Below are 25,072 nucleotides of genomic sequence, written 5' to 3' on the forward strand. Positions count from 1 at the left end.
CGGCCGGACACACGCCGAGGAGTCCTCCGATGGTTGTCACCAGTGGGATCCGTCGGAGGCTGACTGCCTCGACCTCGACCAGGCACCTATTGCCGGAACGCACGGTACTGCATCGAATGCCACATTCTCTGAGATAAAACCGCAGGTCATCCAGTCTGCTCCCCCGTACCCGTGGGAATGTTCCGTGCCCGCGGGTGCGCGCCGGATACGGCACGGAACTGCTCCCCGCTGTCGACGACGGCCGAACGGTGACCCTCTGACGGCCCCACGTGGCCGGACTTTCCGGGCGGTGCAACCCCGGGACCCCCAGACGCCTCTTAGCTGTGAGTCGCAGTGGCGGAGGCAGGAGAGCGAGCGTGATTCGGGTAGTGGTGGTGGACGACGAGGCCCTGGTCCGTTCCGGCTTCGAACTCATCCTCAGCACGGCTGACGACGTCGACGTCGTCGCAACGGCCACCGGTGCCGAGGCAGCTGCCAGAACTCGTGAGACACGCCCGGACGTCGTCCTGCTCGACATCCGTATGCCGGACGTCGACGGCCTGACGGTGCTGCGTGAACTCCGCACGTTGTCGAAGGCCCCCGTGGTGGCAGTGCTCACGACCTTCGACACCGACGAGTACGTCCTCGCTGCTCTGCGCTCCGGTGCGGCCGGCTTCCTCCTCAAGGACATCGAGCCCGAGCAACTCGTCCAGTCGGTACGCACCCTGGCCGCGGGCGGCGTCGTCCTGTCGCCCAAGGCCTCCCGAACGCTGCTCCACGGTTGGCCCGATGGAGACGACGGCTCGGCCGCGGTGCTGGCCCGTCTCACTGGCCGCGAACGGGACGTGCTCGAACTCGTCTCCGAGGGGTTGTCCAACGCCGAGATCGGAGCACGCCTCCACGTCAGCGCGGGCACCGTCAAGGAGCACGTCAGTGCCATCCTCACCAAGCTGCGGGTCACCAGTCGGGTCCAGGCCGCGCTGATCGCCCAGCGCGCCGGCCTTCTGCAGGGCGGCGACGCTCCCCGGAGTACCGGGTGAGCGAGCGGCCGATGGCTTCCCGCAGTCGCCTTGCGGACGCACTCATCACTGCGGGGCTGATCGGCGTCGCAGCACTGGACATGTGGCTCGGCGCCGACGCCACCACGCCCCTCGAACTGGCGCTGGACCTCCTCGCACTCGCGGCCCTGGCCCTTCGCCGGCGGTTTCCCCTCACCGCCTTCCTGCTCACCTTGCCTGCCACGGTGCTCCAGGAACTCGTCGCCGCCCCGGTAACGGCGCTGTTCGCGCTGGCCGACCGCTCCCGCAGCCGCGTTCTGTCCGCCGGGTGTGCCGTCCTGTTCGCGGTTGGCAGCACGGTCGACGGAGCGTGGACCGACTTAGACGCGGACGACCGGGTGTGGACGTTCGTGTACTTCGCCTATGTCCTCGCGACGGGTGCGGCACCCGTCTTCCTGGGCCAACTCACCCAGGCACGACGGGACCTGTCCCGCCGTCTGGTCGAGATCGAGGAGGCCCGGGAGCACGAACGGATCCTGCACGCAGAGGCGGTGCTCGCCCACGAGCGGGCCCAGCTGGCCCGGGAAATGCACGATGTCGTCTCTCACCAGGTCAGCCTCATCGCAGTGCAGGCGGGCGCCCTCCAGGTCTCGGCCAAGGACATCGATACCCAGCGGGCCGCGCGCAGCATCCGCTCACTGAGCGTCGCCACCCTCGACGAACTGCGCACCATGGTGACCTTGTTGCGTGCTTCCGGCGGCGACCCGACCGACCTCACTCCCCAGCCCACGCTCGCCGACCTCAAGACGCTCGTTGCCTCCAGCGGTATCGACGCCTCACTCCAAGGGGACCTTCACCACCCCACGGGCACGCCGACCCAACGCGCGATCTACCGCGCGGTGCAAGAGGCGCTGACAAACGTGCGCAAGCACGCCCCCGGAGCAAAGGCGAACATACAACTGTGGCACGAGGGCGACGACGTCGGTGTCACGGTGACCAACACCGCGTCGACCAGGCCGTCTCTGCTGCTGCCGGGATCGCGGCACGGCCTGATCGGTCTCCGGGAGCGTGCGGAGATCCTGCAGGGCATGTTCACAGCCGGACCCACGCCCGAGGGCGGCTACCGGGTGAGCCTGCGGATTCCGGCCCGAACGGATTGACGCGCACACCATCGCCCCGAAAGAAGCAGTTCGAGGCCGCCAAGGAACTCGGCGTCGTGGCCACTCGTGCCAGGGCACGGCGCCATCGACCAGGACTGAGGTGCTCACGCCGGTAACTCCACGCGTGCACCGCGTGCTGTTGCGCAATCGGCGATCGCACGGACCGTACTCGCAGGACAAGCCACGTCTTCGGGTCCTGCGGGGAGGCGTGGGCCGGGATGCCTCGGACTCACACGGAACCCCGGGCGAAGGATGCAGGTGTGCGGAAGCTCCTGCTCGGCCTGCCGGTGACCGGTGTGACCTTTCGTGTCTTCGCACGGTACGCCTTCATCGGTCAGTGGCCTCGGTGCCGACCTGGCACCGGGGGCCGGGGCCGGGCCGGCACCACCGTCCTGCCGACGGGCACGACGCCCCGACGATGACGCGTGGGGCGGCCGGACAACCCCCCGTTGCATGGGGCACCGGCGCGGCCACCAGGCGGGGCGGAGCGGCGCGGACCGTCCACTGCGCCGGGTCATGTCTTCGGCTGCCACCAGCGAGCCGACACGTCGCGCAGGGGGTTGGTGCCGCAGTGGCCCTCTCCCCGACCGAGGTGGTACGTGTCCCAGTCGTCGATGTACGAGACCATCGGGCCGCCCCGTGCGTAGGCGGCCGTGACCGCCACGGTGAAGATGTCCTTCCCGCCGTTGACCGGACCCCACTGGCGCGGTGCGAGACAGCGGGTACAGGAGCGATGCCGTCGACAGCCGGGACGTAGGTGCTTGTCGTCACGGTCGGGGCAGCGGTGGCGGCCTGGTTTCCGGGGAGGTGCTTAAGGTGACGGGCCGGGCAGTCGGATACCGCAAACCCAGCGCCTTCATCGCCGCCTTTCAGTGAATCACCAGGCAGGCTCCGGGTATGTACTGTCATCGATGAGGTATCCGGCCTCCGGCCCTGACAGTCGGGCTCAACTCGGCGACGAGCGCCTGGAGCGGAACACGAGGCCGTTCCAGGCGAGTTCAGCGACGACGACGTCGAGGGGTGTCTGCGTCAGAGCGGCGGCTCTCATCAGCCGTACGGCCGTCGGACCCGTCAGAGGCGCCTCGCTCCCCGCAGCCCCCGCGCGTAGTAGCCCTCACCGTCCAGCCGCGAGGTACCGCCCTTGTCGCCCATCGTGGGGCCGTTGGCGATCTTCCGGCTGGAGATGAAGCGTGGGTGGTCGTCCGTGTCCAGACCGAGGTAGATGCCGACATGGCCGATCCGGCCGCCGGACAGCTTTCGTGTCCTGAAGAAGACCAGATCGCCGGGCTGGAGCCCTTGGATGACGTCGGGACGCCGGTCGGTGAGCGGAATCACCTGTACGCCCAGCGGCCCATGGGCGATCCCGTCGGCGGTCCGCTGCAACCCGCTGCCCGATGGACTGTTCCTGCTGTTCAGCGGAAGCCCCGACCGGTACCCGTAGACCAGCCGCACATAGCCGGAGCAGTCGATGGAACGCCGGCGGTCCTTCTCGGGGCGGCGGACGACTCCGTCGGGGAAGGTCCATGGGACGCCCAAGTAGTCGTAGAAGTCCGACCCCATGCGCCGCTTTCCTCGCCGGGCACGGCCAGAATCGTCAATGATCCTGGGCCCGTATCGGGCGGGACCGCTGTACCTCAGTCCCGCTGCGTTCCTCCGGTCCGGGGCACCCGCTACATAGTCGAAGGCCGTGACGAGGATGTCGGGATCGCGGCTGCCGAGCCGGGTCTTGAGCCAGTCCTTGAACCAGTCGCTCTGCTCCGCACCACGGGCCCATGCCTTGGGCAGCAGCCGCACCCAGCTGTTGGTGACGACCTTGGCGTCCGTCGTTCTCGGCTCCATGAAGGTCCTGCTCGGCCCTGTCAGCACGGCCGTGCGGGCGCCGTCGGTGAATGTGGCGATGACCGTGCCGTGCCGGTCGCGAGCCACCGTACGGGCGGGGTTGCCGATCCGCTCATAGTCCAGCGGACCGCTCCCGGCCCGGATGCCGACGGCCTGCGACGCCGATGGGTGGTCGGTACGATGCTTGAACTGGAGGGTCAGCACGCAACTCGCGGCAAGCATGACGGCTGTCACCAGGAACAGGGCGGCGTTCTTGGACACCGGGAACATCCGGATTCTCCGTATGAAGCGCTTCACTGATCAACTCCGGTCAGGTGAGGGGGAGATGTCGCCACGTGTCATGGGGGCGGCTCACGTCTTGGGCAGGGCACCCAGCAGCAGCCCGGACGCCAGAATCACGTAGGTGGCGAAGGTGACCGTGCCGGTGGAGAGAACCGTCGCCACTTTGGGCTGCCGCTGGAGCTGATAGGCGATGAGCCCGGGAACGATGAACCCCAGAGCCTGGTGGGCGAACAGCAGCGGGAATTCCTGCTGGAGCAGCAGGGACAGCCCGGCCTGGAGCACGACGCCGGTGAGCACAACTGCAGCGAACAGCCGCTTGCCGTACAGGATGACGAAGCGCTGCAGCAGCCTGGTCAGCAGATACGTCAGACCTGCCGCCCCCGCGACCAAGGCGGCACGGCGCAGGTCCTCGACCAGGGTGAGGGCGAGCCAGCCCGGGGTGATCATTCCGCCCGGCGAGAGGTTCGTCGTCAGGTAGCACAGGAGGGAGAACACCAGACCGAGCGCGATGCCGAGGGCGGCGATCTGAGGTGTGAGCACTGCGGGGATCAATGGGACTCTCCGTGGGGGGAGTTGGGACGAGAGCCGGGCGAGACGGAGTGGGGGGCTCCGTTCGTGCCGGCGGAGTGATCGGGGTGTTCGGGGTGTTCGGGCGGGAGTGCGGTGAGCCGCTCCAGGAAGAGTTCGCCCTGTCCATGGATGTTGCCGATGGCGACGAGGGAGGAATCCGGGCCCAGGTGCGCGAGCAGGTCTGCGGTCAGCCGGTCGGGGTCGCGGCGGTCGCCGCCGAGGTCGACGACGTCCCCGCTCCAGTGGGAGGGTATGGCGTCGGCGGCCGACTTGGTGGGATGGCCGATGAGGAACACCGTCTCCGGGGCGAGCTCGGGGATCAGGGCGCCCATCTGCCCGTTGCGCTCGACGCGGTCGGGACGGCAGTTGATGACGACGTGCAGCGGGCGGTGGACGGCTCCCAGTTCGAGCAGCTGGTTGATGTTCATCAGTGTCGACTCGGGGTCGTTGGCGGCGAAGACGTTCGCGAACCGCAGCCGCTTCCCATCGGGGGTGCGGTACCGCTCGACGGAGAGCACACCTGGGTCCGGCGGCGCGGCGTACATGCCTTTCAGCGCGGTCTCGCGGTCGACGCCCAGAAGTTCGGCGACCGCCAGCGCGATGGCCACGTTCTCCTTGAAGGTGTACCAGCTGAAGCGGCGCAGCTCGTCGTCGGTGACCGAATCCGGATCGGCACGGATCAGCCTGCAATCCCGGGCGTCCGCCTCCTCCTGGAGGATGTGGAAGCGATCCTTCTCCGCGGTCACACAGACGCCGCCCTCCGGCAGGGAACGGCACAGAGAGCGCGCCACGTCGTCCAGGGTCGGTCCCATCTCGGCGAGGTGATCCTCCCTGACGTTGCACAGCACGCCGATGGTGGACCGGATGAGCTTGGTCTGGTTGATCTCCTGGAGCGCGGGCATGACGGCCATGCACTCCATGACCAGGACATCCGGATGGTATGTGGCGGCCCGCCGGACGATTCCGATCTGCTCCACGACGTTGGCGATGCCGAACTTCCGGTGGACGGGCTCCTCGGTGGCGTCGGGGTGGATGAACCGGGCCGCGGTGCCCGTGGTCTTGGCGACGGTCACCAGGCCGCTGCCCCGCAGGGCGCCCGCGCACAGCCGGGTGATGGAACTCTTGCCGCGAATGCCGTTGACCAGCACACGGGTGGGTATGTCGGCCAGATTCGCATCATGGCGGCGCTGCTCGACAACGCCCGCGGCGAGCAGGCCGGCGCAGCACGTCACGAGGACGCAGTACAGGAAGAGCACAGTGGTCAGCTCCTAGGATCCGGTCCCGGACACAGGCGTGGACGCGGCCGGCCCGTCTGAGGACCCTGGCTTGGACGGCGCGTCGGCGAGCGGGAGCCGCTGTCTGATCAGTTCGAGGCTGCGGGCAACGGATCCCACCTCGTCGTGGTAGCGCGGGTAGACCACCGTCCTTCGGTCTCCGCCTGCCAACGCTTCCGCGCGCTGGGTGACCTCGCGCAGCGGACGTACGACAACAATGTGCAGCCAGCCGAAGCAGAGGACGCCCGCGGTGAGGCCCAGCAGACCGACGAGCATGATGCGCCGCTGAGCCTCGTACTCCGGCAGCCCGATCCAGAACATCGGTCTGATCGAGGCGACCCGCCAGTCCAGTGCGCTCGCCACACCCAGGTTCTCCTTGAACGGCGCCACGGCGGCCACTGCCGGATTCCTCCAGCCGAGCAGCAGCTCACTGGAACCCTGGGTGTTGCGCGCGGTCTCCAGCGGGGCCCGCAGCCGGGCGTCGGGAACTTGGCCGAAGGCCACGAAACCCTTGTTGGACGCGATGACCCTCTGAGCGGAGTCCACCAGCCAGACCGAGCCGAGACCGGGCCGGGTGACGAGGCCGACCAGGTACTCGACCTTGAGCTCGCCCACGACATAGTGACGTTCGGCCCTCGATCGCGCGCCTTGGGCCGACTGGGCGGCGACGGCAGCGATGACCGGTTCCTTGCCGGAGGTGTTCGTCTGCACGACACCGGGAGTGACGCGGACCTTCGTCGTGGTACGAGGATCTTCCCCGACGCGGACGAGGATCTTGCCGGCGCCGTCGACGACGTACAGGGCCCGGTACCGGCCGTGCTGCTCCATGGAACTGTCGAGGACCTTACGCATCTCCTGCGGCCGGGCATTGTCGATCACGGTGGCGAGATGTGCGAGATCCGCGTACCCCTCGTTGATTGCCCTGCGGACGCGGTCCGCGGCCGACTCGGTGCGCTGCCGCTGGTCATCGGAGAGCAAGCGCGGTACGACAGCGGCTGTGTGGGGCCATGTCCTGCCCAGCGTCATCAGCATCGACGCGGACCAGGTAAGCAGAGCGAACAGGCAGACCACCAGAATCGTACGCAGCCCGAGTCGGCGCCGGCCGGCACGCGGCCCGGGCAGACCCGGGTACCTACGCCGTCCGTTCTTCACCGTGTCCTGCAACTGCCCACGGTCACCGTTGAGTTGAAGTCGTAGCGCCTCCAACGCGGCACCGATTCGGGCAGGTTCCCCGAAGCGGGGCACACGGACGGGATTCGCGAAGTCGCCCTGACCGAGTCTGCGCGCTTCGAGATGCAACCGCAGCAGAGGACGCTGCAGCAACACCCTGAGGACAGCGGTAACCCCTGCCGCCAGGGTCAGCAACGCACCCGCGGCAAGGAGGGCGAGGCGCAGGTCACCAGTCCCGGCCGAATCACGGTCGGTTCGCACCGCCGTGACGACCGTCAGCCCGAGCGAGCTGCTCGGACTCGCTTGCGCGGCAAGTCCCCCGGACACTCCGGCATACCCGACGGCGATACGGTTGCTGCCTTCCTCGGACCCGACGAGGCTGCCACTCGGGCCGTCGAAGCCCCCGGCAGCCGCGGTGTCCGACGGTCCCTTGCCCGCCGCCGCGCGGACGGCGGCACCCGCCAGCGCCTTGGCTCGGTCCGTACCCGACCCCGGCCCGGCCGAGGTCAGGGTCACCCCATCACGGTCCACCACGTGAAGAGTGTGATCCTTGCCCACGGTGATGCTCGGCACCTTGAGGCTCTGGGAAGCGACGAGCAACTCCTGCCCACCGACTCGCGACAGCGTCGCGAAGACCAGCAGCCGGGTGACGCCCGAGTCGTCCTGCACCAGCCTCGGAGGCGGGTTCGCCGGCAGCCCACGGAGGTCCACCTTCCCCAGCGGTACGTCTTCGCCCCGCGCGGCGACCAGCCGTCCGGTGGACATATCGACGACAGCGGTACCACGCCACTTGCGGTAGGCCCGGTCGAGCAAGGTGAGCAACTTGTCTGCCGGTACGGCCTTGGAGTCACCGAAATCGGCCGCTGCTCCCCGCAGATCGGAGACGCTCTCGTCGACTGCAGCCCGCAGCGCGAGCGCTCCGTCCTCGGCGATGTGCTGCTGTGAGCTGAGCACGGCCTCGGGAACGCCTCGCTCGGCATCGCTCCCGACGGCGAAGACCGTGATGCCCGCGACAAGCGCCAGCAGAACGAGCAGGGCTGCCAGCGGCGGGCGCACTCCCCCAAACAAGGCCATGTCCGCCCGACGCCGAGTTCCGCGCCGCTTGGGTATCGGGGATCGAGTGGTGGTCAAGAAGAATCCTTTCCGGGCTCCGTCCATGGTTCACGAAGCAATGAATAGAAGTTCTTGACCTGCCTGACGACGGATATACGGGTCCGGTTTATTTTTAGAGTGTGACGGTTCTCACCCCGCGGCCGCCGAGTGGCGTATACGCACCCTGCCCGACAGCCTAATCATTCCTTTGACCTGCAGATTCGTTGAGATTTCCGGGCTTGTCCGGATGGATGGAATGCTGCGATTCGCGAAGATCCACGCAAGGCGCGAAATCGTTTCCCTCCGAAGGAGGTGCCGATTGAGGATCCGACTCCGATGCAACAGATCTGAATGAATTGACCGGCTGATCCGATACTTATCCCCGGGAATTCTTTTGTATTTGCTTGGTCTTGTCCACCCCCCAATCGGCCGGTCCACCCCTGCCGATCGGCAGGGTGTCGACTTCCGGCGCTTCCGTGCGCACCGGGATCCGGGCTCTGACCCTGCGCCTGAGTCCCGGGGCAGCCTCGACTCGAAGGGTCCCGTGCATGACATCGGCACGGCGAGGGCCAGTTCTCACCAAGGACAGGAACACCGAGCGCACCGCACCGACGACAAGTGCACGATGGTCAACGGCGCGTGCTGGATCCGTCACCTCCCGCGTGATCACCTGCGCCACATCCTCGTCCGGCGCAGCCGGCAGATGCCCTGGACTGAAGGCCAACAGTGGCCGCGCCACGGGTGCTGACCACAGGCCCGACCAAGCCCCGCAGCCTCCCACCATGAGCGAGGTTGGCGTCCCGTGTCCTGGCGGCGGTCACGAACGTCTCATTTGTGGCGGACCGCCCACTGTTTGGCCGATCGGAACTGATGTACAAGTGATGGCTGTGCAACATCCGGTCGGCCCGTGCCTGGGGAGGGCGCAGCGGCCTGCCGAACCGTGCTCGTTTCGATCGATCGTTTCAGGGGGCATCATGCGCATACGTTTACGTGCCTGGATTCTGGTGGGCGCGGGCCTGCTCGCCGTGGGCGCCGGTCCGGCGTACGGGGCTGACACATCGTCGGCCGAGTCGGCGGCGGGGTCCGTGCAGTACACCGTGCAGGACCTCGGCACCCTGGGCGGTACCCGCAGCAAGGCGACCGCCATCGACGGCAACACGGTCGTCGGGAGCTCACTGACAAGCGGCGACGCCGCCGAACACGCCTTCGCATACGACCTGCGCAGACACACCATGACCGATCTCGGCACGCTGGGGGACTCCAGCCACGCGACCGGCGTGGAGGGGGATTACGTCGTCGGGGAGTCAGACCTCTCCACCGGCGGCCCGGCTCATGGATTCGCCTACAATCTCCGGACCCGCCGGCTCGTCGACATCGGCACTCTCGGCGGCAGCAGCACCAACATCACCGGCCTCGACGGTGACACCGTGGTGGGGACGTCGTCGCTGTCCGGCGACGTGGTCACCCACGCGTTCGCCTACAGCCTGCACAACCGGACCATGACCGATCTCGGCAGCCTCGCCGGCCCGTCGGGCGACAGCAGCGCGGCGGCCGTCAGCGGTGCGATCGTCGTGGGCAGCTCCTCCCTGCCGAACACGGCTGCCACCACCATGCACGGGTTCGCGTACGACCTGCGCACCCGGACGATGACCGATCTCGGCACCCTCGGCGGAAGCTCCAGCACGGCCAACGACATCAGCGGGTCAACCGTGGTCGGTCAGTCCCGAACGGCCGGCAACAGCCTCACCGGTTACGCCTACGATCTCCGCACCGGCGTCCGCACGGATCTGGGGTGGCACTTCCTGACCGCGGAGCTGATCAGCGGGAGCACGGTGGTCGGCGGCGACGGCATGCTCTCCAGCTCGTTCGACCTCAGGACGCACACGACTGCCACGATCGGCTCCGGGCGCGGGGTCACGGAGGTCAAGCAGATCACCGGGAACTTCATCGTCGGTGACAACTTCGCCCCCAACTCCTTCGCCTTCGCCGCCCGCGTCGACAACGGCGACTACACCTACCTGGCCTCCCTCGGCGGCCTCAACTCCGCCGCGACGCAGGTCAACTGCCACGGCGTCGTCGCGGGCAGCGCAGCGCTTCCGCCCGCTGACCCGGTATCCGTCAACGGACCTTTCCACGCCGCCGTCTGGGTGCCGCACACGGTGGCGTAGGAATGCGAAGCCGAGCGGGTAAAGGCGTGCGGCTGTAGTAGGCCTTCTGTGCGGACCTGGCAGTCGGCCGAAAAGCTGGGGCCAGGGCCGAAGGGCGGCAGGATGACGGGATGCCCGAGCTGATCGACCCGACTGCCGGGCTAAGGACGCCGTTCCTGGCCGCAGTTTCCGAGTTCCGAGAAGTCGGCGACTACCCGGTTCCGTGGTTCGTCACCGACGTCATCCACCGGCCCCTGACCGACGCCGTGGTAAGCGGGGCGCTGGTACCGACCGCGGGTTCACCATTCAGCTGGCTCAACGCGGTGACGCACCGTTGGCAGGCATCCACCTTGACCTGGTCCGAAGGCTCTTCGCCCGGTCTTCCCCCGACCCTACGACCCGACGACCCGCGTCACGATGCTCCCGCACCTTGGTACAAGATCCAGCTCAAGATCACGGTCGGCAAGGCTGTGCGCTCCGGCACGTGGCACCTGACACCTGTCCGAGGGCGTGGACGGCATCGTGGGCCCCAACGGGACGCAGGCGTCTGACCACCAGGTTGTTCGACTGAAGCAGACCGCTGCCCGCTGCCGCTTGACGGCTGAGACGCCTGAGGTGTCTCAGCCGTACACCCCGAGCAAGACCCAGCCCAGAAGCGGACCCCACGCCCGGCACCTACCCGCCCCTCGCACGCGGACGGCCTGCCCACCGAAGATTCACCGATCCTCTCCCGATCCGGGGGCCCGCGCAGCATCATTCTCCCGTACGCCGACGCACTTCACGGGAGTCACATCTGTCTTTTGGCGAGCGTGGTCCGGCTATGGCCTATGCGCTGCCGGCGCTGGTCAAGCCCGGCTCGGGCGCGCGCTTCCAGCGGTGGCTCACTGGTGCCTCCGACGACCACCCCGTGCGGGTCCTGGAAGCCTCTGCGGGTGCGAACCCGGCTGTCCGGACTGGACGCCTTGGAGACGATGGCGGCCGCACTCGACGGCGCGACCGCCGACGCTCCGCGCTGGCGCAGGAAGATCGCTGAATTCGGGCAGCTGACCTCGACGGGGAACTTCTTGAGATGCGGACGGTGTTCGCTTTCGCCCTGGCCCTGGCTGACGCCGGGGTCGGCTACGAGCGAGTTCCCATGCCCGACTCCACCATTAGCGGTATTCCAGGAGGAGCTGATCAAGTCCTACTGGGCATCCCTCGACACCCGGCGCGCTGCCCGGCCGGGCCGCAGACCAGCGAGAGCCTGCCGAACAGGAACGGGACGAGTTCCAAAAGCACTTCGAGTTGCGCAAGGTCGAACTGGGCACGTGCGGGCGTTCCTACGGGACGCCTGCGCACACGAACACGGCTGCGTCCGCTGTCCGATGCTCCGCGTCGACCCCCAGCGGCGTCGAAGTCTGGAAGAGATCATCCGCGACCTCGGTGAACGCATCGAGGAAGTCCGCGCCCATGGCTGGCTCGCCGAGGACCAAGGACTTCAGATCAGCCCTGAAGCAGCCCTGAAGCAGCCCGCAGCACGCTCGCCTCGCTCGACCGCCTGTCCCGGACCCGCAACCGACCCCGATCACCCAATTTCGGGGCGACCCGCCATACGCCTGCCGCAGACTCGGACCGAGGCCTTTTCACACAGGAGGATTGCTTCATGAATGACCGGCACTTGACGCTCATGGCGGTGCACGCCCATCCCGACGACGAAGCCACTGGAACGGGAGGTGTCCTCGCACGGTACGCGGCCGAGGGCATCCGCACAGTCCTCGTGACGTGCACCGACGGCAGTTGCGGTGACGGACCGGGTGGCGTCAAGCCGGGCGAACCCGGGCACGATCCGGCGGCTGTCGCCTTGATGCGGCGCCAGGAACTCGAGGCAAGCTGCAGCATCCTGAACGTCAGCCATCTGGAGATGCTGGACTACGCCGACTCCGGGATGATGGGCTGGCCGACCAACAACGCCCCGGGATCCTTCTGGCAGACACCCGTTGAGAAGGGCGCCGCCCGACTCGCGGAACTTTTGCGCCGCTACCGACCCGATGTGGTCGTCACCTACGACGAGAACGGTTTCTACGGCCACCCCGACCACATCCAGGCACATCGCATCACGATGGCGGCGCTGGCGATGACCGAGCCCTCACCGAAGGTGTACTGGACGACGGCCCCCCGCTCAATGATGCAGCGGTTCGGGGAGACCATGCGCGAGTTCGGCGCGGACTGGCAGGAACCGGATCCCGCCGAGGCCGCCGCGATGGCCGAGATCGGACTCCCCGACGAGGAGATCACCACCTGGGTGGACACCACCGCGTTCGGCCCTCAGAAGTTCGATGCGCTGGCCGCGCACGCCAGCCAGGGCGAAAACATCCTCTTCCTCAAGATGGGCCAGAAAAGGTTCACCGAGCTGATGGGCGTCGAGACCTTTGTACGCGTCCAGGACACCACCAGCGCGGCCGTACCCGAGAACGACCTCTTCGCCGGACTGCGCTGATCCGCCGCCATCCCGCCCCGGATGGATTGATTCCGCTCACCCGCAACGAGATCGACCCAACTATCAACCCAACCGAGGAAGGGGCCGGTAACGATCGCAGTTGCTGGTGGCACGCATGCACCGGTGAATCGCAAGGTGCCTGCCGATCACCGGCGATGACGCCGCGTCACACCCGAGGCGAACAGGAGCAGGGCTGGGAGCAGATACGGCCATCGGGTGATCATCCAGAAGCCGAGCCCGAGAACTGCTCGCAGGTGCCGCTGTGGCGGCGTTCGCCGAGCTACTGGCCAACGCGCGTAGAGAGATGCCTTCGCGCGCAGCCGGCTCTTCGGGGAGGCTGCTGCCCGCCTATCAACTACAGGCAGGCGGGCAGCAGCCAGTACGGTGCTTGTCAGCTCTCCCGGACAGAAGCCCCGTAGCTGCCGGTCTGGCGGAGCACTGCTGCGTCCTGGGGCGGTGCGGGCGACACCCAGCCGAGATGCCACAAGGGTTCGGCGCGCTCGGTGGCAGCCCGTTCAGGGGGATGCGCTCCAGCAGGGTGAGGGCCTTGGTGAGAGCGGCCTGGCCTGGCTGATGGTCCGCGTCGTACCGCATCACGAACAGGGCCTCAGGCAGCCGTGACCGTCTCCGCCTTGGCCTCGCGCAGCCCGTGCAACGCGCCGGACCAGGCGAGCACCTGGTCGAGCATGCCGCGGACCGCGACGTCGAGGCCCTCCCCGGGGACGAAGGCGCCCGTCGAGAACGTGGGGATCAGCGGGACGGCGGGCTGGGCGCGAACCGTGGCCACCTGGAGCTCGGCGAGGACAAGCCTGAGAGCCTCGGCGGCCCGGACCCCGGCAGCCCAGCCTCCGTAGCTGATGATGCCGGCGGCCTTGTCGTTCCACTCCCGGTAGACGTAGTCGAGTGCGTTCTTGAGCGCGCCGGGGAAGGAGTGGTTGTACTCCGGGACGAGAAACACGAAGCCGTCGAAGCCGTCGATCAGCGCGGACCAGTCGCGGGTGTGCGGGTGCTCGTACTGCTGGAGGTTCGGGTTGCCGCCTTCGTCGAGGTTGCCGAGGCGATGGTGGGCGAGGTCGATCAGCTCGTAGTCGGCGCCGCCGTGGGCGCGCGCGACGTCGAGGGCCCAGGAGGCGATCTGGTCGCCCCGGCGTCCGGGGCGTGTGCTGCCGAGGATGATGCCGATGCGGAGTGCCATGGTTCCACTTCCTGAGGAGTTGTCACGTCAACTCTAGGACAGGCGAGTTGACGCGACAACTCCCCTGGTCCCGGTATGCTTCCCGTCGTGGCGGAGACTCGTACGCTGGAACCCGAGGAGTGGGAACTCTGGGATACCTGGATGCGCGCGCAGCGCCTGCTCACCAGGGAGCTCGACCGTGGTCTGCAGCGTGACTGTGGAATCTCGAAGGCCGAGTTCAGCGTGCTGGTGACGCTGTGGCAGGCTTCCGGCCGCGAGATGCGCGTCGGTGAGCTCTCCGAGTTGCTCGACTGGGACAAGGGCCGCGTTTCACACCAGTTGACGCGCATGGAAAACCGCGGATTCGTGGAGCGCACCCAGTACGGAGTCGACGGTCGCCGCGCGGGGATCGGACTGACCGACAATGGCCGCCGCGCCGCCCAGAGCGCCATCCTCGTGCATGCCGGCAACATCCGCCGCCACTTCCTCGACTCACTCACGTCCGAGCAGGCGGCGGTCATCCGGGCATGGAGCGAGCAGGTAGTCGACCGCATCGAGCCGCGCTGTGGCGAGGCCGTCGGCGACGGTGCGTCCTAGATGTATTGACCGGAAGCGTTGTTGACACGGCTGATCGATGGGGAGCCACCGAATACGGTGGTGCGGGGGCGCAACAGCCCGACGCGGCTGGTCCGGTAGTACGGAAGGCCGACGTCGGGCTGTTCCTGGCCATCACCGCGCGGGACCGGGACAGCCCGCCGAAGCAGTTGGAGGCGTTCGTCCGGGCCGCGGCGGGGAGCGAGGTGTGCGTCAAGACCCCGGTCCGCCTCGTCGGCGGCCACAACTTCCAGACCTGGAACGGGAAGTACCCCGACGCACTGGGCTGGCTGAGCACAGAACTGTTCCCGCCCGCCGCGGGCCGGAAGGGGTCAGCGGGAAACGCGCCTCAGCGTCGGGCCGGGCGGACCGGGAGCGCTTCGACACTGTTGCCGATGAAGCTGCGCTGGCGGGGCAGTTCGGCCTCGGGGACGGCGAGGTCGAGGTCCGGGAAGCGGGTGAAGAGCCGTTCCAGGGCGATCGTGGCTTCGAGGCGGGCGAGCGGAGCGCCCACGCAGTAGTGCACGCCCTGGCCGAAGGAGAGGTGCCTGGCCGCGCCAGGCCGGGTGACGTCGAAGCGGTCGGCGTCGGGGCCGTGGAAGGCCTCGTCGCGCCCGGCGGCGGTGTAGCCGGCCAGGACCGGGGTGCCCTGCGGGATCACGGTGCCGCCGAGGGCAAGGTCGCGGGTGGGGTAACGGAAGGGGAACCAGCTGACCGGGCCGTCCCAGCGCAGCGTCTCGTCCACCACGTCCGACCAGGTGGCCTTGCCCTCAAGAACCAGCGCCAGCTGGTCGCGGTGGGTGCACAGTGCCCGTACGGCATTGCTGATCAGGTTGAGGGTGGTCTCGTGGCCGGCGACCAGCATCAGGCGCATCGTGCCGATGAGTTCGGCCTCGCTGAGCCGGTCGCCACCGTCCTCGCGGGCGGCTATCAGGGCGCTGGTCAGGTCGTCGCCGGGGGCGGCCCGGCGGGCGGCCGCGATCGTGCCGAGCAGCTCGACGAGCTCACGTACGGCGGCCATCACCTCCGCCGGGGTGGTGTCGGTGGCGATGATCACCGTGTAGGTGAGATCGTGCAGCCGACCGCGGTGCTCGGCGTCCACGCCGAGCAGCTCGCAGATGACGCTCATCGGGAGCGGGAGCGCGAAGTGGGTGCGCAGGTCCGCGATGCCGTCCGGGTCCTCGGCGGCAGCCCGGCCGAGGTCGTCGAGGAGGCCGGCGGTCAGCTCCTCGATGCGCGGCCGTAGCCGCTCCACCTGGCGGGCGGTGAAGGCGTTGCCGACGAGGGAGCGCAGTCGGCGGTGATCGGCGCCGTCGGCGGTGTGCATGCCCTGGGCGTTGGCGAAGACCCGTAGCGGCCAGTCCGCGGGGATCGTGCCGTCGTTCAGGGCCGGGCAGTGGCGCGCGTCCTTGGCCACGTCGGGGTGGGAGAGGAACTCCTTGAGCGCGTCGTGCCCCAGGACGACCGCCGCGGGCACCCCGCCGGGCAGGACGATGTCCGCAACGGGTCCCCGGGCCCGCAGGTCGGCGTTCAGAGCGTGCGGGCAGCCGCCGACGGGGTCGACGACGTGGGCGGGCGTGGGAGCTGGGGTATGCGAGGACAAGCCGGGACTCCTGATCGTTCGGACGAATACCGGCCAACAGTGCGGTGTCGAAGGCCGGTTGTACAAGTCGGCGTGCCCCTGCGAGCCGACCAGCTGGGCGAGGCCAGCCTCGAAGCCGACGCCGAGGTCTTGGCGCACGCGCAGCCCGATCGGCCGGCGGACCATCGGCACCTTCGGCTGCATCCGCGCTCTCTTGCGCGAGGTTCGGGTGCAGGGCGAACCTCGCATCGCGTCTCGATCCCGAGCCTGGCAGCCAACGCCTTTCCGCGAGGAGGATTCCTTCCGATTGCCCTGCCGCGCGGAGACCTCGACGGGTCGCCACCTTCGTGTGCCCTGGGGGGCGGCAGACCCACCAGGGCACACCCCGCGTACGGGTTGCCCACATGGCCAACGGGAATGGACACGGAGCCGAACCTTGACCTACCGGTGGCGGCCCCACGCGGCTCACCACCGGTGATGCGTAGACGCCCTACGGAGCCATCTCGTACGCGCCGGACAGCGCCTCGACCCTCTCCCAGACCCGCTCCGTACGTGCCTCGTCAACGACCGGCCGCCGAATCGCACCCAGCGCCCAGTCCTGCTGCTGTTCGGTCGCCGAGTCCTTGCCGTGCAATTCGACGGCGTGCGCGGAGAAGTCCCGCACGAGGACGGCGAAGAGTTCGTCGAGCACGTCCTCGTCTTGTCCGGTCAGGGCGGCCTGCTCCAGGACGAGCTGCCCGTGCACGACGAGGGCGAAGAGCTGCCCGACCGCGAGGACGAGGTCGAGGTCGCGGCTCTGCTCCGCGTCGGGGGCGGTCGTGGCGACAAACTCGCAGAGCGCGTCGGCCTGTTCGCGGAAGCGGGTCACGTTGGGCAGGTGCGCGTACGTGTCGAAGGCGGGTCGCCAGTCGTGGAAGCGCACCGAGCCGAGGCCTCGGGCCGGCCCCTGCCGGAACAGGAAGTCGTCGTCGGCCGCGTCGAGGCGGGTCGGCACGCCGGGGTACTCGGCCGGGTCGAGGAGGTGGCTGCGCAGGAACTTCAGGATCAGAGCCAGGTTGACGTGGACTGTGCCCTCGAGCTTCGGCAGAGCGCGGATCTCCACGGCCGCCTGGCCGAAGTAGTTGTCCTTCTCGAAGCCCTTGGCGGCGATGACGTCCCACATCAGGTCGATGACCTTCTCACCCTCGGTGGTCACCTTCATCTTCGTCATCGGGTTGAAGAGCAGGTAGCGGCGGTCGTCCGGGCCGGCGGAGCGGAAGTAGTCGACAGCACGCTCGCTGAACGACTTCATGCCGACGAGCCTCACATACGCGTCGGTCAACTCGCGCCGCACGTGCGGGAAGCTGGTGACGGGGCGGCCGTAGAGGACGCGGTTGTGGGCGTGGGTGACGGCCTCGTACATCGCGTGCTCGCAGATGCCGATCGAGGCGGTGCACAGGTTGAACTTGCCGACGTTGACGGTGTTGAGGGCGGCGTCGAAGGCGGCGCGTCCGGTGTGCAGGACGTCCTCGGCTGCTACGGGATAGTCCTCCAGCCGGAACTCGCTGACGAACTTCGAGGAGTCGACGACGTTCTTGACCAGGTGATAGGCCGGGTGACGGCTGTCGGCGGCAAAGAACACGTAGCCCTCGGGGCCCTCGATGTCGGTGCGGCGGCCGAAGACGGAGACGAGTCCGGCGGTGTTGCCGTTGCCGATGTAGTACTTGGAGCCGGTGGCGCGGAAGCCGCCGTTGCCGTCGGGCTCGAGCAGCATGTCGGTGGAGTAGATGTCGGCGCCGTGGGCCTTCTCGGACAGGCCGAACGCGAACACCTCACCCTGGGTGAGGAGTTCCGCGGCGCGGGCACGGGCGGCGGCGTTGTCGCTCTGCCAGACCGGGCCGAGGCCGAGGATCGTGACCTGCCAGGCGTACCAGTAGTCGAGCCCGTAGAAGCCGAGAATCTCGTTGAGCGCGGCGATCCGGGCGGTGTCCCACCGCTTGTCCGGCTCCCCCTCCCCCGCGGCGGACGACGGCGTCAGGAAGGTGGCGAACAGGTTCTCCTTCGCTGCGAAGGCGAGGAAGTCGCCGAGCCACGCGCGGGTCCGGTAGTCCTCGATCAGCTGTCCCTTCCCGCGCTCCTCGAACCAGTCGACGGTGGCACGCAGCAAGCGGCGCGTTTCGGGGTCGAAGTGCGCGGGATCGTAGGTGCGAGGGTTGAACAGCGGCTGGTCAGCCATGGGGATGTCGCCTTTCGGCTGGTGGGCGGGTGGGAATCGGGACGTCTGACGACTGGACGGGCCGGATCGGGAGGGTGGGCGGCGGGTACGGCGGAGGTCAGCGGCCTGGACCGAACCGGGCCAGTGTGGCGAGCACGTCGTCCAGCCAGTCGACCATCATCCGCTCATAGGCGATGCCGCCACGCAGTACGACGTGCTGGAGCTCCCGCTCCGCGTCGAGCGGTGCCTGCGCACCGGCCTTGCGTGCTTCGGGCAACGTGAAGTCCCGCGCCTCTCCGGCGAGGTAGTGCGCCAGCCGGTCCCGGTGCACCTGCCGGTGTCGCTCCACCTCCCGGATCAGAGCGGCCGGGTCGTCGAAGGCGGCGCCCCGGATCTTGACGGCCAGGTCGTGGCGGACGCTCTCCGGCTCGATCGGATCGTGCAACCAGGAGGACAGCGCGGCCCGGCCGAGGTCGGCGACGGAGTACTCCTTCTTGTCCGGCCGGCCCTGCTGCGGGACGTCCCGGACGTCGACCCAACCGTCGTTGTCCATGCGCTTGAGCACGCGATAGATCTGTTGGTGGGTCGCGGTCCAGAAGTAGCCGATGGACCGCTCGAAACGCCGGGCCAGCTCATAGCCGGAACCCGGCTTCTCCAAGAGCGACACCAAAATCGCGTGTTCGAGCGCCATGACACTGATCCTTCTATGCAACTCGTTGCATAGCAAGCCTGGCCCACTCCTATGCGACGCGGCTCACCCTCCGGACGGCCTCTGGCGTCAGTACTCCAGCAGCAGGCAACGCCCCCGACATGCCGCTGCGGACGGCTCTGACGAGGTGGGCGCGGTCGGCGAAAACCATGTTGACGGTCACGGTCCGCCGAGGCAGCGACCAGATGCCCTCAACGGGATCGAGGTCCCAGACGACCACGACGGGACCGCCGAGCTGGATGTGCGCCGGGACCAGCAGGTCTCGATGGTCCTGCCCCATGAACCTCGGGGGTCACCTCGGTGGTCACCTCGGTAGTGGCCCTGGACGCGGGTCCGGTAGATCAGCCGACTCCGTTCGCCGGACTTGAAGCAGGCCAGCGCCGCCATGGTGATGCGGCCGCTGAAGGCGCCATTGAACCGCACCGTGGGTGTGCCCCCTTTGGGTGCCCAGGTGCGTGAGCGGTGCGACGTCATCGAGGCGGCGGCTTCGTCCTCGAAGACCAGCCATCGTCCGAGCGCCCCCGCAGCGGCTTTGCGCGGGGCCAGACCGCCTTGCCCCAGCCGGCCACCGTCGCATCGTCCCGTTCGACGGCTCGCCGTGCAGGCTGCTGACAGGACCAGCCGTGCCGCCGCAGCAATGCCCACACCCCGCGGACCGATAGCGACACCCCCAGTTGTTCCGCGATCAGGAGCCGCACCCGCGAGAGCGTCCACCGTTCATCTGCCCAGCCATGAGCCATCACGCCTTCCAACAGAAGTGGCTCGAGCACGGAGAAGTCACTGTCGTCGACCTTCGGTCGCTTCGCAGGGCCTGACGGCCGCAGGGCCCTCCCCCACGCCAGGATCGGCGCCATCGTTCCACCAGCCGCATAGTGACCCGCAGCCTTTTGGCTATCACCGCGTTCTTCTCGCCCAACGCAAAGCCGTCGGTGGCGAGCACCCGCTCCCGCGCGGCCTGGCCTTGCAGAGGGTGAGACCACCACCCTGCGCATACCTCACGGCCACGAACTACCGCAGGGATCAAGTGATGTCACCCCCGACAACGTGACGGAGAGGTCAGTAGGCCATGTCGAGCGCCTTCCACCTCACACGCAGGATCCGAGCACGGCAACGCCAATCACCTCCATCCCCAGCCACGCCGGAGCGCCGTCTCAAGCGGGCTTCAACTGCACGTCGGCTGTGTCCGGTCGTCCCTGGGTCAGTACCGGGTGGCTGCTGGTGGAGACGAGGTCCCCGGGAGTGATCACGCCGGAGCCGTTCAAGTCGGCGTGGACGCGCACGGTGTAGCGCGCATGGGGGTCGGGCGGTGGCACGGAGAGGGTGAGCCGGGTGGTGCCCGTGAGGCGGACGCCATGGGTGACGACGACGGAGATGACACGGGCCGGGGCATCGATGGCTGTCACCTCTTCGAGTTGCGCGCGCAGAGTCACGGCACCGTCGGGCACCGGGGTACCGGGTGCGAGAGAGACAGCGATTTCTACGTTTCGCATACGCTCATCCAGGACTTGTGTGTAGGCATATTCACCGCTATTTTCCACAAAATAGCATCCTCCCGCGGGGGCGGGAGTGGAAAACCAGGGGGAGCGAGCGTGTCAGGAGCAGAGTCCAGTGTTACTGGTGTGGGCCATGGTGAATTCCGTGCCTCGAGCGAAGTTGGGACCGCACTGATCGACGGCGTCAGCTTCACGGCCAAGCCGGTCCAATATGTCGAGATCGATGGCCTCGCTATTTTCGAGGGAGACATCGTACTCGGCACGATCGCGGAAGTGGAACGGCGTACCGCGCAACTCAAGGCGGAGTCGGAGGGGAAGATTCCGGAGTCGGCTGTCATCATCACCGGGCGCCAATTCCGCTGGCCCAATGGTCTGGTGCCGTACGAGATCGACAGCGCCCTGCCCAACCAGCAGCGGGTCACCGACGCCATCGCGCACTGGGAGTCCCGTACCCGGATCCGTTTCGCACTACGGACGGCGGCGAATTCCGGCCAGTATCCGGACTTTGTGCGCTTCGTGCCGGGCGGTGGATGTTCGTCGAACGTGGGGCGTCAGGGCGGCCGACAGGAAATCACCCTCGGCACCGGTTGCACGGCCGGCAACTGCATCCACGAGATCGGACACACGGTCGGGCTCTGGCACGAACAGAGCCGCGAGGACCGCGACAAGTTCGTGACGATCGTCTGGGCCAACATCCAGTCCGGATTCGAGCACAACTTCGACCAGCACATCTCGGACGGCGACGACATCGGTGCGTACGACTACGGATCGGTCATGCACTACCCGCGCGACGCCTTCTCCAAGAACGCTCAGGACACTGTCGTGCCCACCGTGCAGGGCGCGGCGATCGGCCAGCGCACGGGCTTGAGCACTGAGGACATCGCCGCCGTGCATGCGATGTACGGTCCTTCCCCGGCCTCGGGCCCCGCGGTGTCGTGGGAGGCCGACCGGCTGGACGTCTTCGGGATCGGCACGGACTCCGCTCTTTACCACAAGTGGTGGGACGGAAATACGTGGGGTCCGAGCGTCAAGGAATGGGAATCCCTCGGCGGAATCTGCATGACCCGGCCGACATCCCTGGCCTGGGCCCACGACCGCCTCGACGTGTTCACGGTCGGCACGGATTCCGCGCTTTACCACAAGTGGTGGGACGGTAACGCCTGGGGACCGAGCGTGAAAGGCTGGGAATCCCTCGGCGGAATCTGCACCAGCCCGCCTGATGCTGTGTCCTGGGGGCCCGACCGGCTTGATCTGTTCGTGATCGGTACGGACTCGGCGCTCTACCACAAGTGGTGGGACGGCAGCAGTTGGGGGCCCGGCGTGAAGAGCTGGGAATCCCTGGGCGGAATCTGCATGAGCGCCCCGGTGGCGGTTTCGTGGGGCGCGAACCGGCTCGACCTGTTCGTGGTCGGTACCGATTCCGCTCTCTACCACAAGTGGTGGGACGGAAATGCGTGGGGTCCGAGCGTAAAGGACTGGGAGTCCCTCGGCGGAATCTGCATGGGTCAGCCCGCGGCGGTTTCGTGGGGCGCGAACCGGCTCGACCTGTTCGTGGTCGGCACTGATTCCGCTCTGCACCACAAGTGGTGGGACGGAAATACGTGGGGTCCGAGCGTGAAAGGCTGGGAGTCCCTCGGCGGAATCTGCACAAGCGCCCCGGCCGCCGTTTCCTGGGAACCCAACCGCCTCGATCTCTTCCTGACGGGTACCGATTCCGCTCTGTTCCACAAGTGGTGGGACGGGAAGACCTGGGGCCCGAGTACTACCGGCTGGGAATCCCTGGGTGGAATAGTCACCCGGTTCACTGGCTCCTAGCCTGGGCACTTCGTGCCGCCCGCCTACCGCACCCCGGCTTCCTCACCGACCAGGCGTCGAGGTCCGTCGAAGTGGACTTCGGCGACTGGTCGTTGAGGATTGACGGATGGCCAGGACTCTGAGAGCCCTCGCCTCGCCACGGGGTGGCATGGGCGCGGTCTGATGCGAACAGGCTGTCGTCGGCGGAGGCGCCTTCGGCTCTGTCATCGCGGTGGTCGACTTGCCGGTGCTCCCCGCCGATCCCGCCTCCGGCGCCCGACGGAGTTGGGGAGTGTCGGCGGTGTCTCGGCCGGCTGCCGTCCATGACGCCTACACGTGCCGCGGCATCCCGCCGGGCATGGTCCGGATCGAGCGCATCGCCCGCGAGTGCTGAGAGCGGCTGTACACCGTCCCGACCCGGGACGTCAGCCGCAGCGCCGGGCCCGGTGACATCCAGTTCCACTGGGATGAGAAGACCTGATGCGCCTAGGTGATCACGGCGCCAATTGCCCGTATCAGAGGCATGCCGCCCACTCCAGAAGCCCCTTGTCGGCCACCGTGCCACCGCTTTGGCGTGTCCCTCTGGCTGCCGATACCACTGAGCGCGGTGCAACCACCGACGGGCGTGCGTGACTTGGCAGATTGGCCGGAGGACCTGCTAGTGGTCGCGGCATGCGTGGGTCGAGGACGAGCGCCGGGGTGCGCTCCATGCTGTCAGCCTGTCCGTCGTCGGCGCGTCGGGCGACTTGGACCGCTGCCTCGGCATCACGGACACCGCGGGTGTCGGCGGGCGTCGGCCCATCCTGGTCTCTCTCATCGGGCCCGGTATCGGTGACGAGGCTATCTTCGAGGCCGAGCACGCCGCCGAAGCCGACCAGAGACCTCTCATTGGCTTCACCCCGACCCACGCGGTCGACGTCATCGCGTTCTGCAACAGTTCGGTCGACCACGTCGTCACAGCCCTGTTGACTGCCGCCGTCATGGACGTGATCGGCGGCGTCGCCAACGCCGAACTGCGAGAAGACCAGGTGCCGGTCGTCGCCGACCTTCCGGGCATCGTCGCAACGACGACTGATCCGTGGCCCGCCTCGTACGGCTCGGCGGCGTTCCTCAGTGAGTGGAGCGAACAGCCCGGTTTCCGGCTTCTGAAGTAGCCGGAAGTCATCCAGTCGGCTCACGCGAGCAGTACCCGTTTACGTAACAACGTGAAGCCGGCGCGGCCGAACATCTGCCGCTTGAGCATCTTGATCGCTGTGCAGGCCGACGGCGAAGCTGCTGGCGCCGGGGAGGTTGGCATCCGCGGCCCCGGTGATCCACTCGGGCAGACGGGTAGCGCTGAGTGTGGTGAGCGTCTCCGCGAACGAGCTGGTCAGCTCGGCTGCGGACGCCAGCTCGGGGCAGCGGTCGAGTACGGCTTTGCGGTGCAGTCTTCCCCTCCTGGTTGGTGCGGCCAGGTGCCGGATGAGCCAGCCGGTCACCTGCCGCACCAAAGGTCGTGGCGGGTCGGGAGTGAAGCCCTTTGGCCGGGGCGCGTCGCGCCGGGCCCAGTCGCGGACGGTGGAGCAGTGGCCGCGGAAGCCGCGGGCCGTGATCTCTCGGTGGAGATCGAGGATCGTTACCTTCCTGTCGGTCTCGGACCAGCGTTGCGTCAGGAAGGGCTGGGCTTGAACAGGTCGAACCTGCTGAGGAGTTGGCGTCTGCGGCCCATGGCTGTGTCCTGCCAGTGGGCGGCGCAGGCGTACGGCTGGGCGGTGTGCCGTCCCCAGCCCAGGCGGCGGGCGATTGGGCGGATCAGTGGTGCGTCGATTCGCCGACTGCCGAGCGACGTCCCCCGAAGGAGGCGACCAACATGTCTGCCACGATCGCCGCATCTGCCTCTGCAACATCTGCCGGGTATTCCGGCAGCAGATCATCCCAGACGGGCATCCACGATCCGTACAGCTGGGCCTGCCCCGTGGGCCGGGCGAAGAACCAGATGTGCAGGTGTGCGCCTCCATCGCCGATGCGGTAGACGTGGGCTCGCGAAATGTGCGGCACGGCCTGCACGTGGCGGACGATGTGGGTGGTCAACACCCCCAGCTCGGCTGCCAGCTCATCGGGCAGGTCAGCCATGTCATAGTGGCCACGCGGATGCAGCATGAGAACCAGCGGCACGCCAACTCGCGTGATCCGGCTCAGCCGCCAATTGTCGTTGAACCAGATCCCTTCGTCTCGGTCCCGGCACGCCTCACAGTTCGATGGATCCTCGCCGTGTCGCGCAGGCTCGGGCAGGACCGGAGGACGCAGCGGCGCGACGCGCAATCCGTCCGGTTCGAACGGGCTGATATCCCACCCTGTCATCCGCGCCAGCGGGAGCCGACGCTCATCATCCGCAGCGGCAAGCGCGTGGTCATAGAACTCATCAGGTCGCAAGGCCATGCTCCGAAGACTAGTTCGTCAGCGACACCCAGTGAGATCGTTTCATCTTGAACTCGCAGGTCGGGTCTCTGGCGTGGGTGGAGATTGACTCGCTCGTGCTGGTCTAGGACGTGATCATTAGCAGGTG

21 protein-coding genes and 1 pseudogene are annotated in these 25,072 nt (G+C 67.9%); 8 read left to right on the top strand and 14 right to left on the bottom strand.

The window, feature by feature from the left end; genetic code table 11:
* Positions 1-356 precede the first annotated feature (356 nt).
* Both ACIPSA_RS47740 and ACIPSA_RS47745 read left to right on the top strand, forming a co-directional pair.
* Positions 357-1,019: a response regulator gene (locus ACIPSA_RS47740; protein WP_402647651.1), complete on the top strand. Its 663-nt coding sequence runs from the start codon at positions 357-359 to the stop codon at positions 1,017-1,019.
* A gap of 11 nt (positions 1,020-1,030) precedes the next feature.
* Positions 1,031-2,137: a sensor histidine kinase gene (locus ACIPSA_RS47745; protein WP_402647654.1), complete on the top strand. Its 1,107-nt coding sequence runs from the start codon at positions 1,031-1,033 to the stop codon at positions 2,135-2,137.
* A 514-nt stretch (positions 2,138-2,651) separates the two neighbouring features.
* On the opposite strand, the pseudogene ACIPSA_RS47750 reads toward ACIPSA_RS47745, so the two are convergent.
* From ACIPSA_RS47750 to ACIPSA_RS47770, 5 genes and pseudogenes are all read right to left on the bottom strand, one after another.
* Positions 2,652-2,929, bottom strand: a pseudogene (locus ACIPSA_RS47750) (protein-arginine deiminase family protein); the annotation flags it as partial.
* A 279-nt stretch (positions 2,930-3,208) separates the two neighbouring features.
* Entirely contained in the window at positions 3,209-4,246 is a 1,038-nt protein-coding gene (locus ACIPSA_RS47755) for a C40 family peptidase (RefSeq protein WP_402647656.1), read from the bottom strand.
* A gap of 81 nt (positions 4,247-4,327) precedes the next feature.
* Complete coding sequence (locus ACIPSA_RS47760; RefSeq protein WP_402647659.1) at positions 4,328-4,810, bottom strand: poly-gamma-glutamate biosynthesis protein PgsC/CapC; 483 nt, start codon at positions 4,808-4,810, stop codon at positions 4,328-4,330.
* Positions 4,807-6,084, bottom strand: coding sequence for a poly-gamma-glutamate synthase PgsB (gene pgsB / locus ACIPSA_RS47765; RefSeq protein ID WP_402647661.1), 1,278 nt, complete (start codon positions 6,082-6,084; stop codon positions 4,807-4,809). The genes ACIPSA_RS47760 and pgsB overlap by 4 nt, the downstream gene beginning before the upstream one ends.
* Before the next feature lie 12 nt (positions 6,085-6,096).
* Positions 6,097-8,403, bottom strand: a complete 2,307-nt coding sequence (locus ACIPSA_RS47770; RefSeq protein ID WP_402647664.1) for a cache and HAMP domain-containing protein — start codon at positions 8,401-8,403, stop codon at positions 6,097-6,099.
* Positions 8,404-9,338: 935 nt separating this feature from the next.
* Between ACIPSA_RS47770 and ACIPSA_RS47775 the strand changes: the two genes are divergently transcribed.
* The 3 genes from ACIPSA_RS47775 to ACIPSA_RS47785 all read left to right on the top strand — a co-directional run bounded on the left by ACIPSA_RS47775 (position 9,339) and on the right by ACIPSA_RS47785 (position 12,987).
* The gene (locus tag ACIPSA_RS47775) at positions 9,339-10,532 is read left to right on the top strand and encodes a hypothetical protein (RefSeq protein ID WP_402647667.1); all 1,194 of its coding nucleotides are present in this window, start codon (positions 9,339-9,341) and stop codon (positions 10,530-10,532) included.
* Between the two features lie 110 nt (positions 10,533-10,642).
* Positions 10,643-11,062, top strand: coding sequence for a hypothetical protein (locus ACIPSA_RS47780; protein WP_402647669.1), 420 nt, complete (start codon positions 10,643-10,645; stop codon positions 11,060-11,062).
* A gap of 1,091 nt (positions 11,063-12,153) precedes the next feature.
* Positions 12,154-12,987, top strand: coding sequence for a PIG-L family deacetylase (locus tag ACIPSA_RS47785; protein ID WP_402647672.1), 834 nt, complete (start codon positions 12,154-12,156; stop codon positions 12,985-12,987).
* A 607-nt stretch (positions 12,988-13,594) separates the two neighbouring features.
* Here the strand turns inward: ACIPSA_RS47785 and ACIPSA_RS47790 are convergent.
* Positions 13,595-14,182: an NADPH-dependent FMN reductase gene (locus ACIPSA_RS47790; protein WP_402647675.1), complete on the bottom strand. Its 588-nt coding sequence runs from the start codon at positions 14,180-14,182 to the stop codon at positions 13,595-13,597.
* A gap of 87 nt (positions 14,183-14,269) precedes the next feature.
* On the opposite strand from ACIPSA_RS47790, the gene ACIPSA_RS47795 reads away from it, so the two are divergent.
* Positions 14,270-14,758 (top strand): MarR family winged helix-turn-helix transcriptional regulator, encoded by a 489-nt coding sequence (locus ACIPSA_RS47795; protein ID WP_402647677.1) that lies wholly within the window; start codon positions 14,270-14,272, stop codon positions 14,756-14,758.
* 346 nt (positions 14,759-15,104) lie between these two features.
* On the opposite strand, the gene ACIPSA_RS47800 is transcribed toward ACIPSA_RS47795, so the two are convergent.
* From ACIPSA_RS47800 to ACIPSA_RS47830, 7 genes are all read right to left on the bottom strand, one after another.
* The gene (locus tag ACIPSA_RS47800; protein ID WP_402647680.1) at positions 15,105-16,358 is read right to left on the bottom strand and encodes a cytochrome P450; all 1,254 of its coding nucleotides are present in this window, start codon (positions 16,356-16,358) and stop codon (positions 15,105-15,107) included.
* 469 nt (positions 16,359-16,827) lie between these two features.
* On the bottom strand, positions 16,828-18,552 hold the full coding sequence (locus ACIPSA_RS47805; protein ID WP_402647682.1) for an acyl-CoA dehydrogenase family protein: 1,725 nt from the start codon (positions 18,550-18,552) through the stop codon (positions 16,828-16,830).
* Positions 18,553-18,649: 97 nt separating this feature from the next.
* Positions 18,650-19,222 carry a PadR family transcriptional regulator gene (locus ACIPSA_RS47810; protein WP_402647685.1) on the bottom strand — a complete coding sequence of 191 codons (573 nt, stop codon included), beginning with the start codon at positions 19,220-19,222 and terminating at the stop codon, positions 18,650-18,652.
* Between the two features lie 49 nt (positions 19,223-19,271).
* The gene (locus ACIPSA_RS47815) at positions 19,272-19,520 is read right to left on the bottom strand and encodes a hypothetical protein (protein WP_402647688.1); all 249 of its coding nucleotides are present in this window, start codon (positions 19,518-19,520) and stop codon (positions 19,272-19,274) included.
* A 190-nt stretch (positions 19,521-19,710) separates the two neighbouring features.
* A complete protein-coding gene (locus ACIPSA_RS47820) occupies positions 19,711-19,980 on the bottom strand; it encodes a winged helix-turn-helix domain-containing protein (RefSeq protein ID WP_402647701.1) in 270 nt (89 codons plus the stop codon).
* Positions 19,980-20,180 (bottom strand): helix-turn-helix domain-containing protein, encoded by a 201-nt coding sequence (locus ACIPSA_RS47825; protein ID WP_402647691.1) that lies wholly within the window; start codon positions 20,178-20,180, stop codon positions 19,980-19,982. Before ACIPSA_RS47825 ends, ACIPSA_RS47820 begins: the two co-directional genes overlap by 1 nt.
* 211 nt (positions 20,181-20,391) lie before the next feature.
* The gene (locus ACIPSA_RS47830) at positions 20,392-20,730 is read right to left on the bottom strand and encodes a YbaY family lipoprotein (protein WP_402647694.1); all 339 of its coding nucleotides are present in this window, start codon (positions 20,728-20,730) and stop codon (positions 20,392-20,394) included.
* Positions 20,731-20,859: 129 nt separating this feature from the next.
* Between ACIPSA_RS47830 and legP the strand changes: the two genes are divergently transcribed.
* Positions 20,860-22,548 carry a Dot/Icm T4SS effector Zinc-dependent metalloprotease LegP gene (gene legP, locus ACIPSA_RS47835; RefSeq protein WP_402647695.1) on the top strand — a complete coding sequence of 563 codons (1,689 nt, stop codon included), beginning with the start codon at positions 20,860-20,862 and terminating at the stop codon, positions 22,546-22,548.
* 698 nt (positions 22,549-23,246) lie between these two features.
* Positions 23,247-23,681, top strand: a complete 435-nt coding sequence (locus ACIPSA_RS47840; protein ID WP_402647704.1) for a DUF6368 family protein — start codon at positions 23,247-23,249, stop codon at positions 23,679-23,681.
* A 637-nt stretch (positions 23,682-24,318) separates the two neighbouring features.
* Here ACIPSA_RS47840 and ACIPSA_RS47845 read toward each other — a convergent pair.
* Entirely contained in the window at positions 24,319-24,945 is a 627-nt protein-coding gene (locus ACIPSA_RS47845; protein ID WP_402647698.1) for a hypothetical protein, read from the bottom strand.
* Between the last annotated feature and the right edge of the window lie 127 nt (positions 24,946-25,072).

The sequence above is a fragment of the Streptomyces sp. NPDC086549 genome (assembly GCF_044746205.1).
GTDB lineage: Bacteria > Actinomycetota > Actinomycetes > Streptomycetales > Streptomycetaceae > Streptomyces.

Excerpts from the sequence above, each read along its gene's own strand:
- ACIPSA_RS47805 (WP_402647682.1), bottom strand. The coding sequence starts at position 18,552 with ATGGCTGACCAGCCGCTGTTCAACCCTCGCACCTACGATCCCGCGCAC.
- ACIPSA_RS47845 (WP_402647698.1), bottom strand. The coding sequence starts at position 24,945 with ATGGCCTTGCGACCTGATGAGTTCTATGACCACGCGCTTGCCGCTGCG.
- ACIPSA_RS47775 (WP_402647667.1), top strand. The coding sequence starts at position 9,339 with ATGCGCATACGTTTACGTGCCTGGATTCTGGTGGGCGCGGGCCTGCTC.
- ACIPSA_RS47830 (WP_402647694.1), bottom strand. The coding sequence starts at position 20,730 with ATGCGAAACGTAGAAATCGCTGTCTCTCTCGCACCCGGTACCCCGGTG.
- ACIPSA_RS47815 (WP_402647688.1), bottom strand. The coding sequence starts at position 19,520 with ATGGGGCAGGACCATCGAGACCTGCTGGTCCCGGCGCACATCCAGCTC.
- ACIPSA_RS47780 (WP_402647669.1), top strand. The coding sequence starts at position 10,643 with ATGCCCGAGCTGATCGACCCGACTGCCGGGCTAAGGACGCCGTTCCTG.
- ACIPSA_RS47790 (WP_402647675.1), bottom strand. The coding sequence starts at position 14,182 with ATGGCACTCCGCATCGGCATCATCCTCGGCAGCACACGCCCCGGACGC.
- ACIPSA_RS47820 (WP_402647701.1), bottom strand. The coding sequence starts at position 19,980 with ATGGCTCATGGCTGGGCAGATGAACGGTGGACGCTCTCGCGGGTGCGG.
- ACIPSA_RS47810 (WP_402647685.1), bottom strand. The coding sequence starts at position 19,222 with ATGGCGCTCGAACACGCGATTTTGGTGTCGCTCTTGGAGAAGCCGGGT.
- ACIPSA_RS47785 (WP_402647672.1), top strand. The coding sequence starts at position 12,154 with ATGAATGACCGGCACTTGACGCTCATGGCGGTGCACGCCCATCCCGAC.
- ACIPSA_RS47745 (WP_402647654.1), top strand. The coding sequence starts at position 1,031 with ATGGCTTCCCGCAGTCGCCTTGCGGACGCACTCATCACTGCGGGGCTG.
- ACIPSA_RS47755 (WP_402647656.1), bottom strand. The coding sequence starts at position 4,246 with ATGTTCCCGGTGTCCAAGAACGCCGCCCTGTTCCTGGTGACAGCCGTC.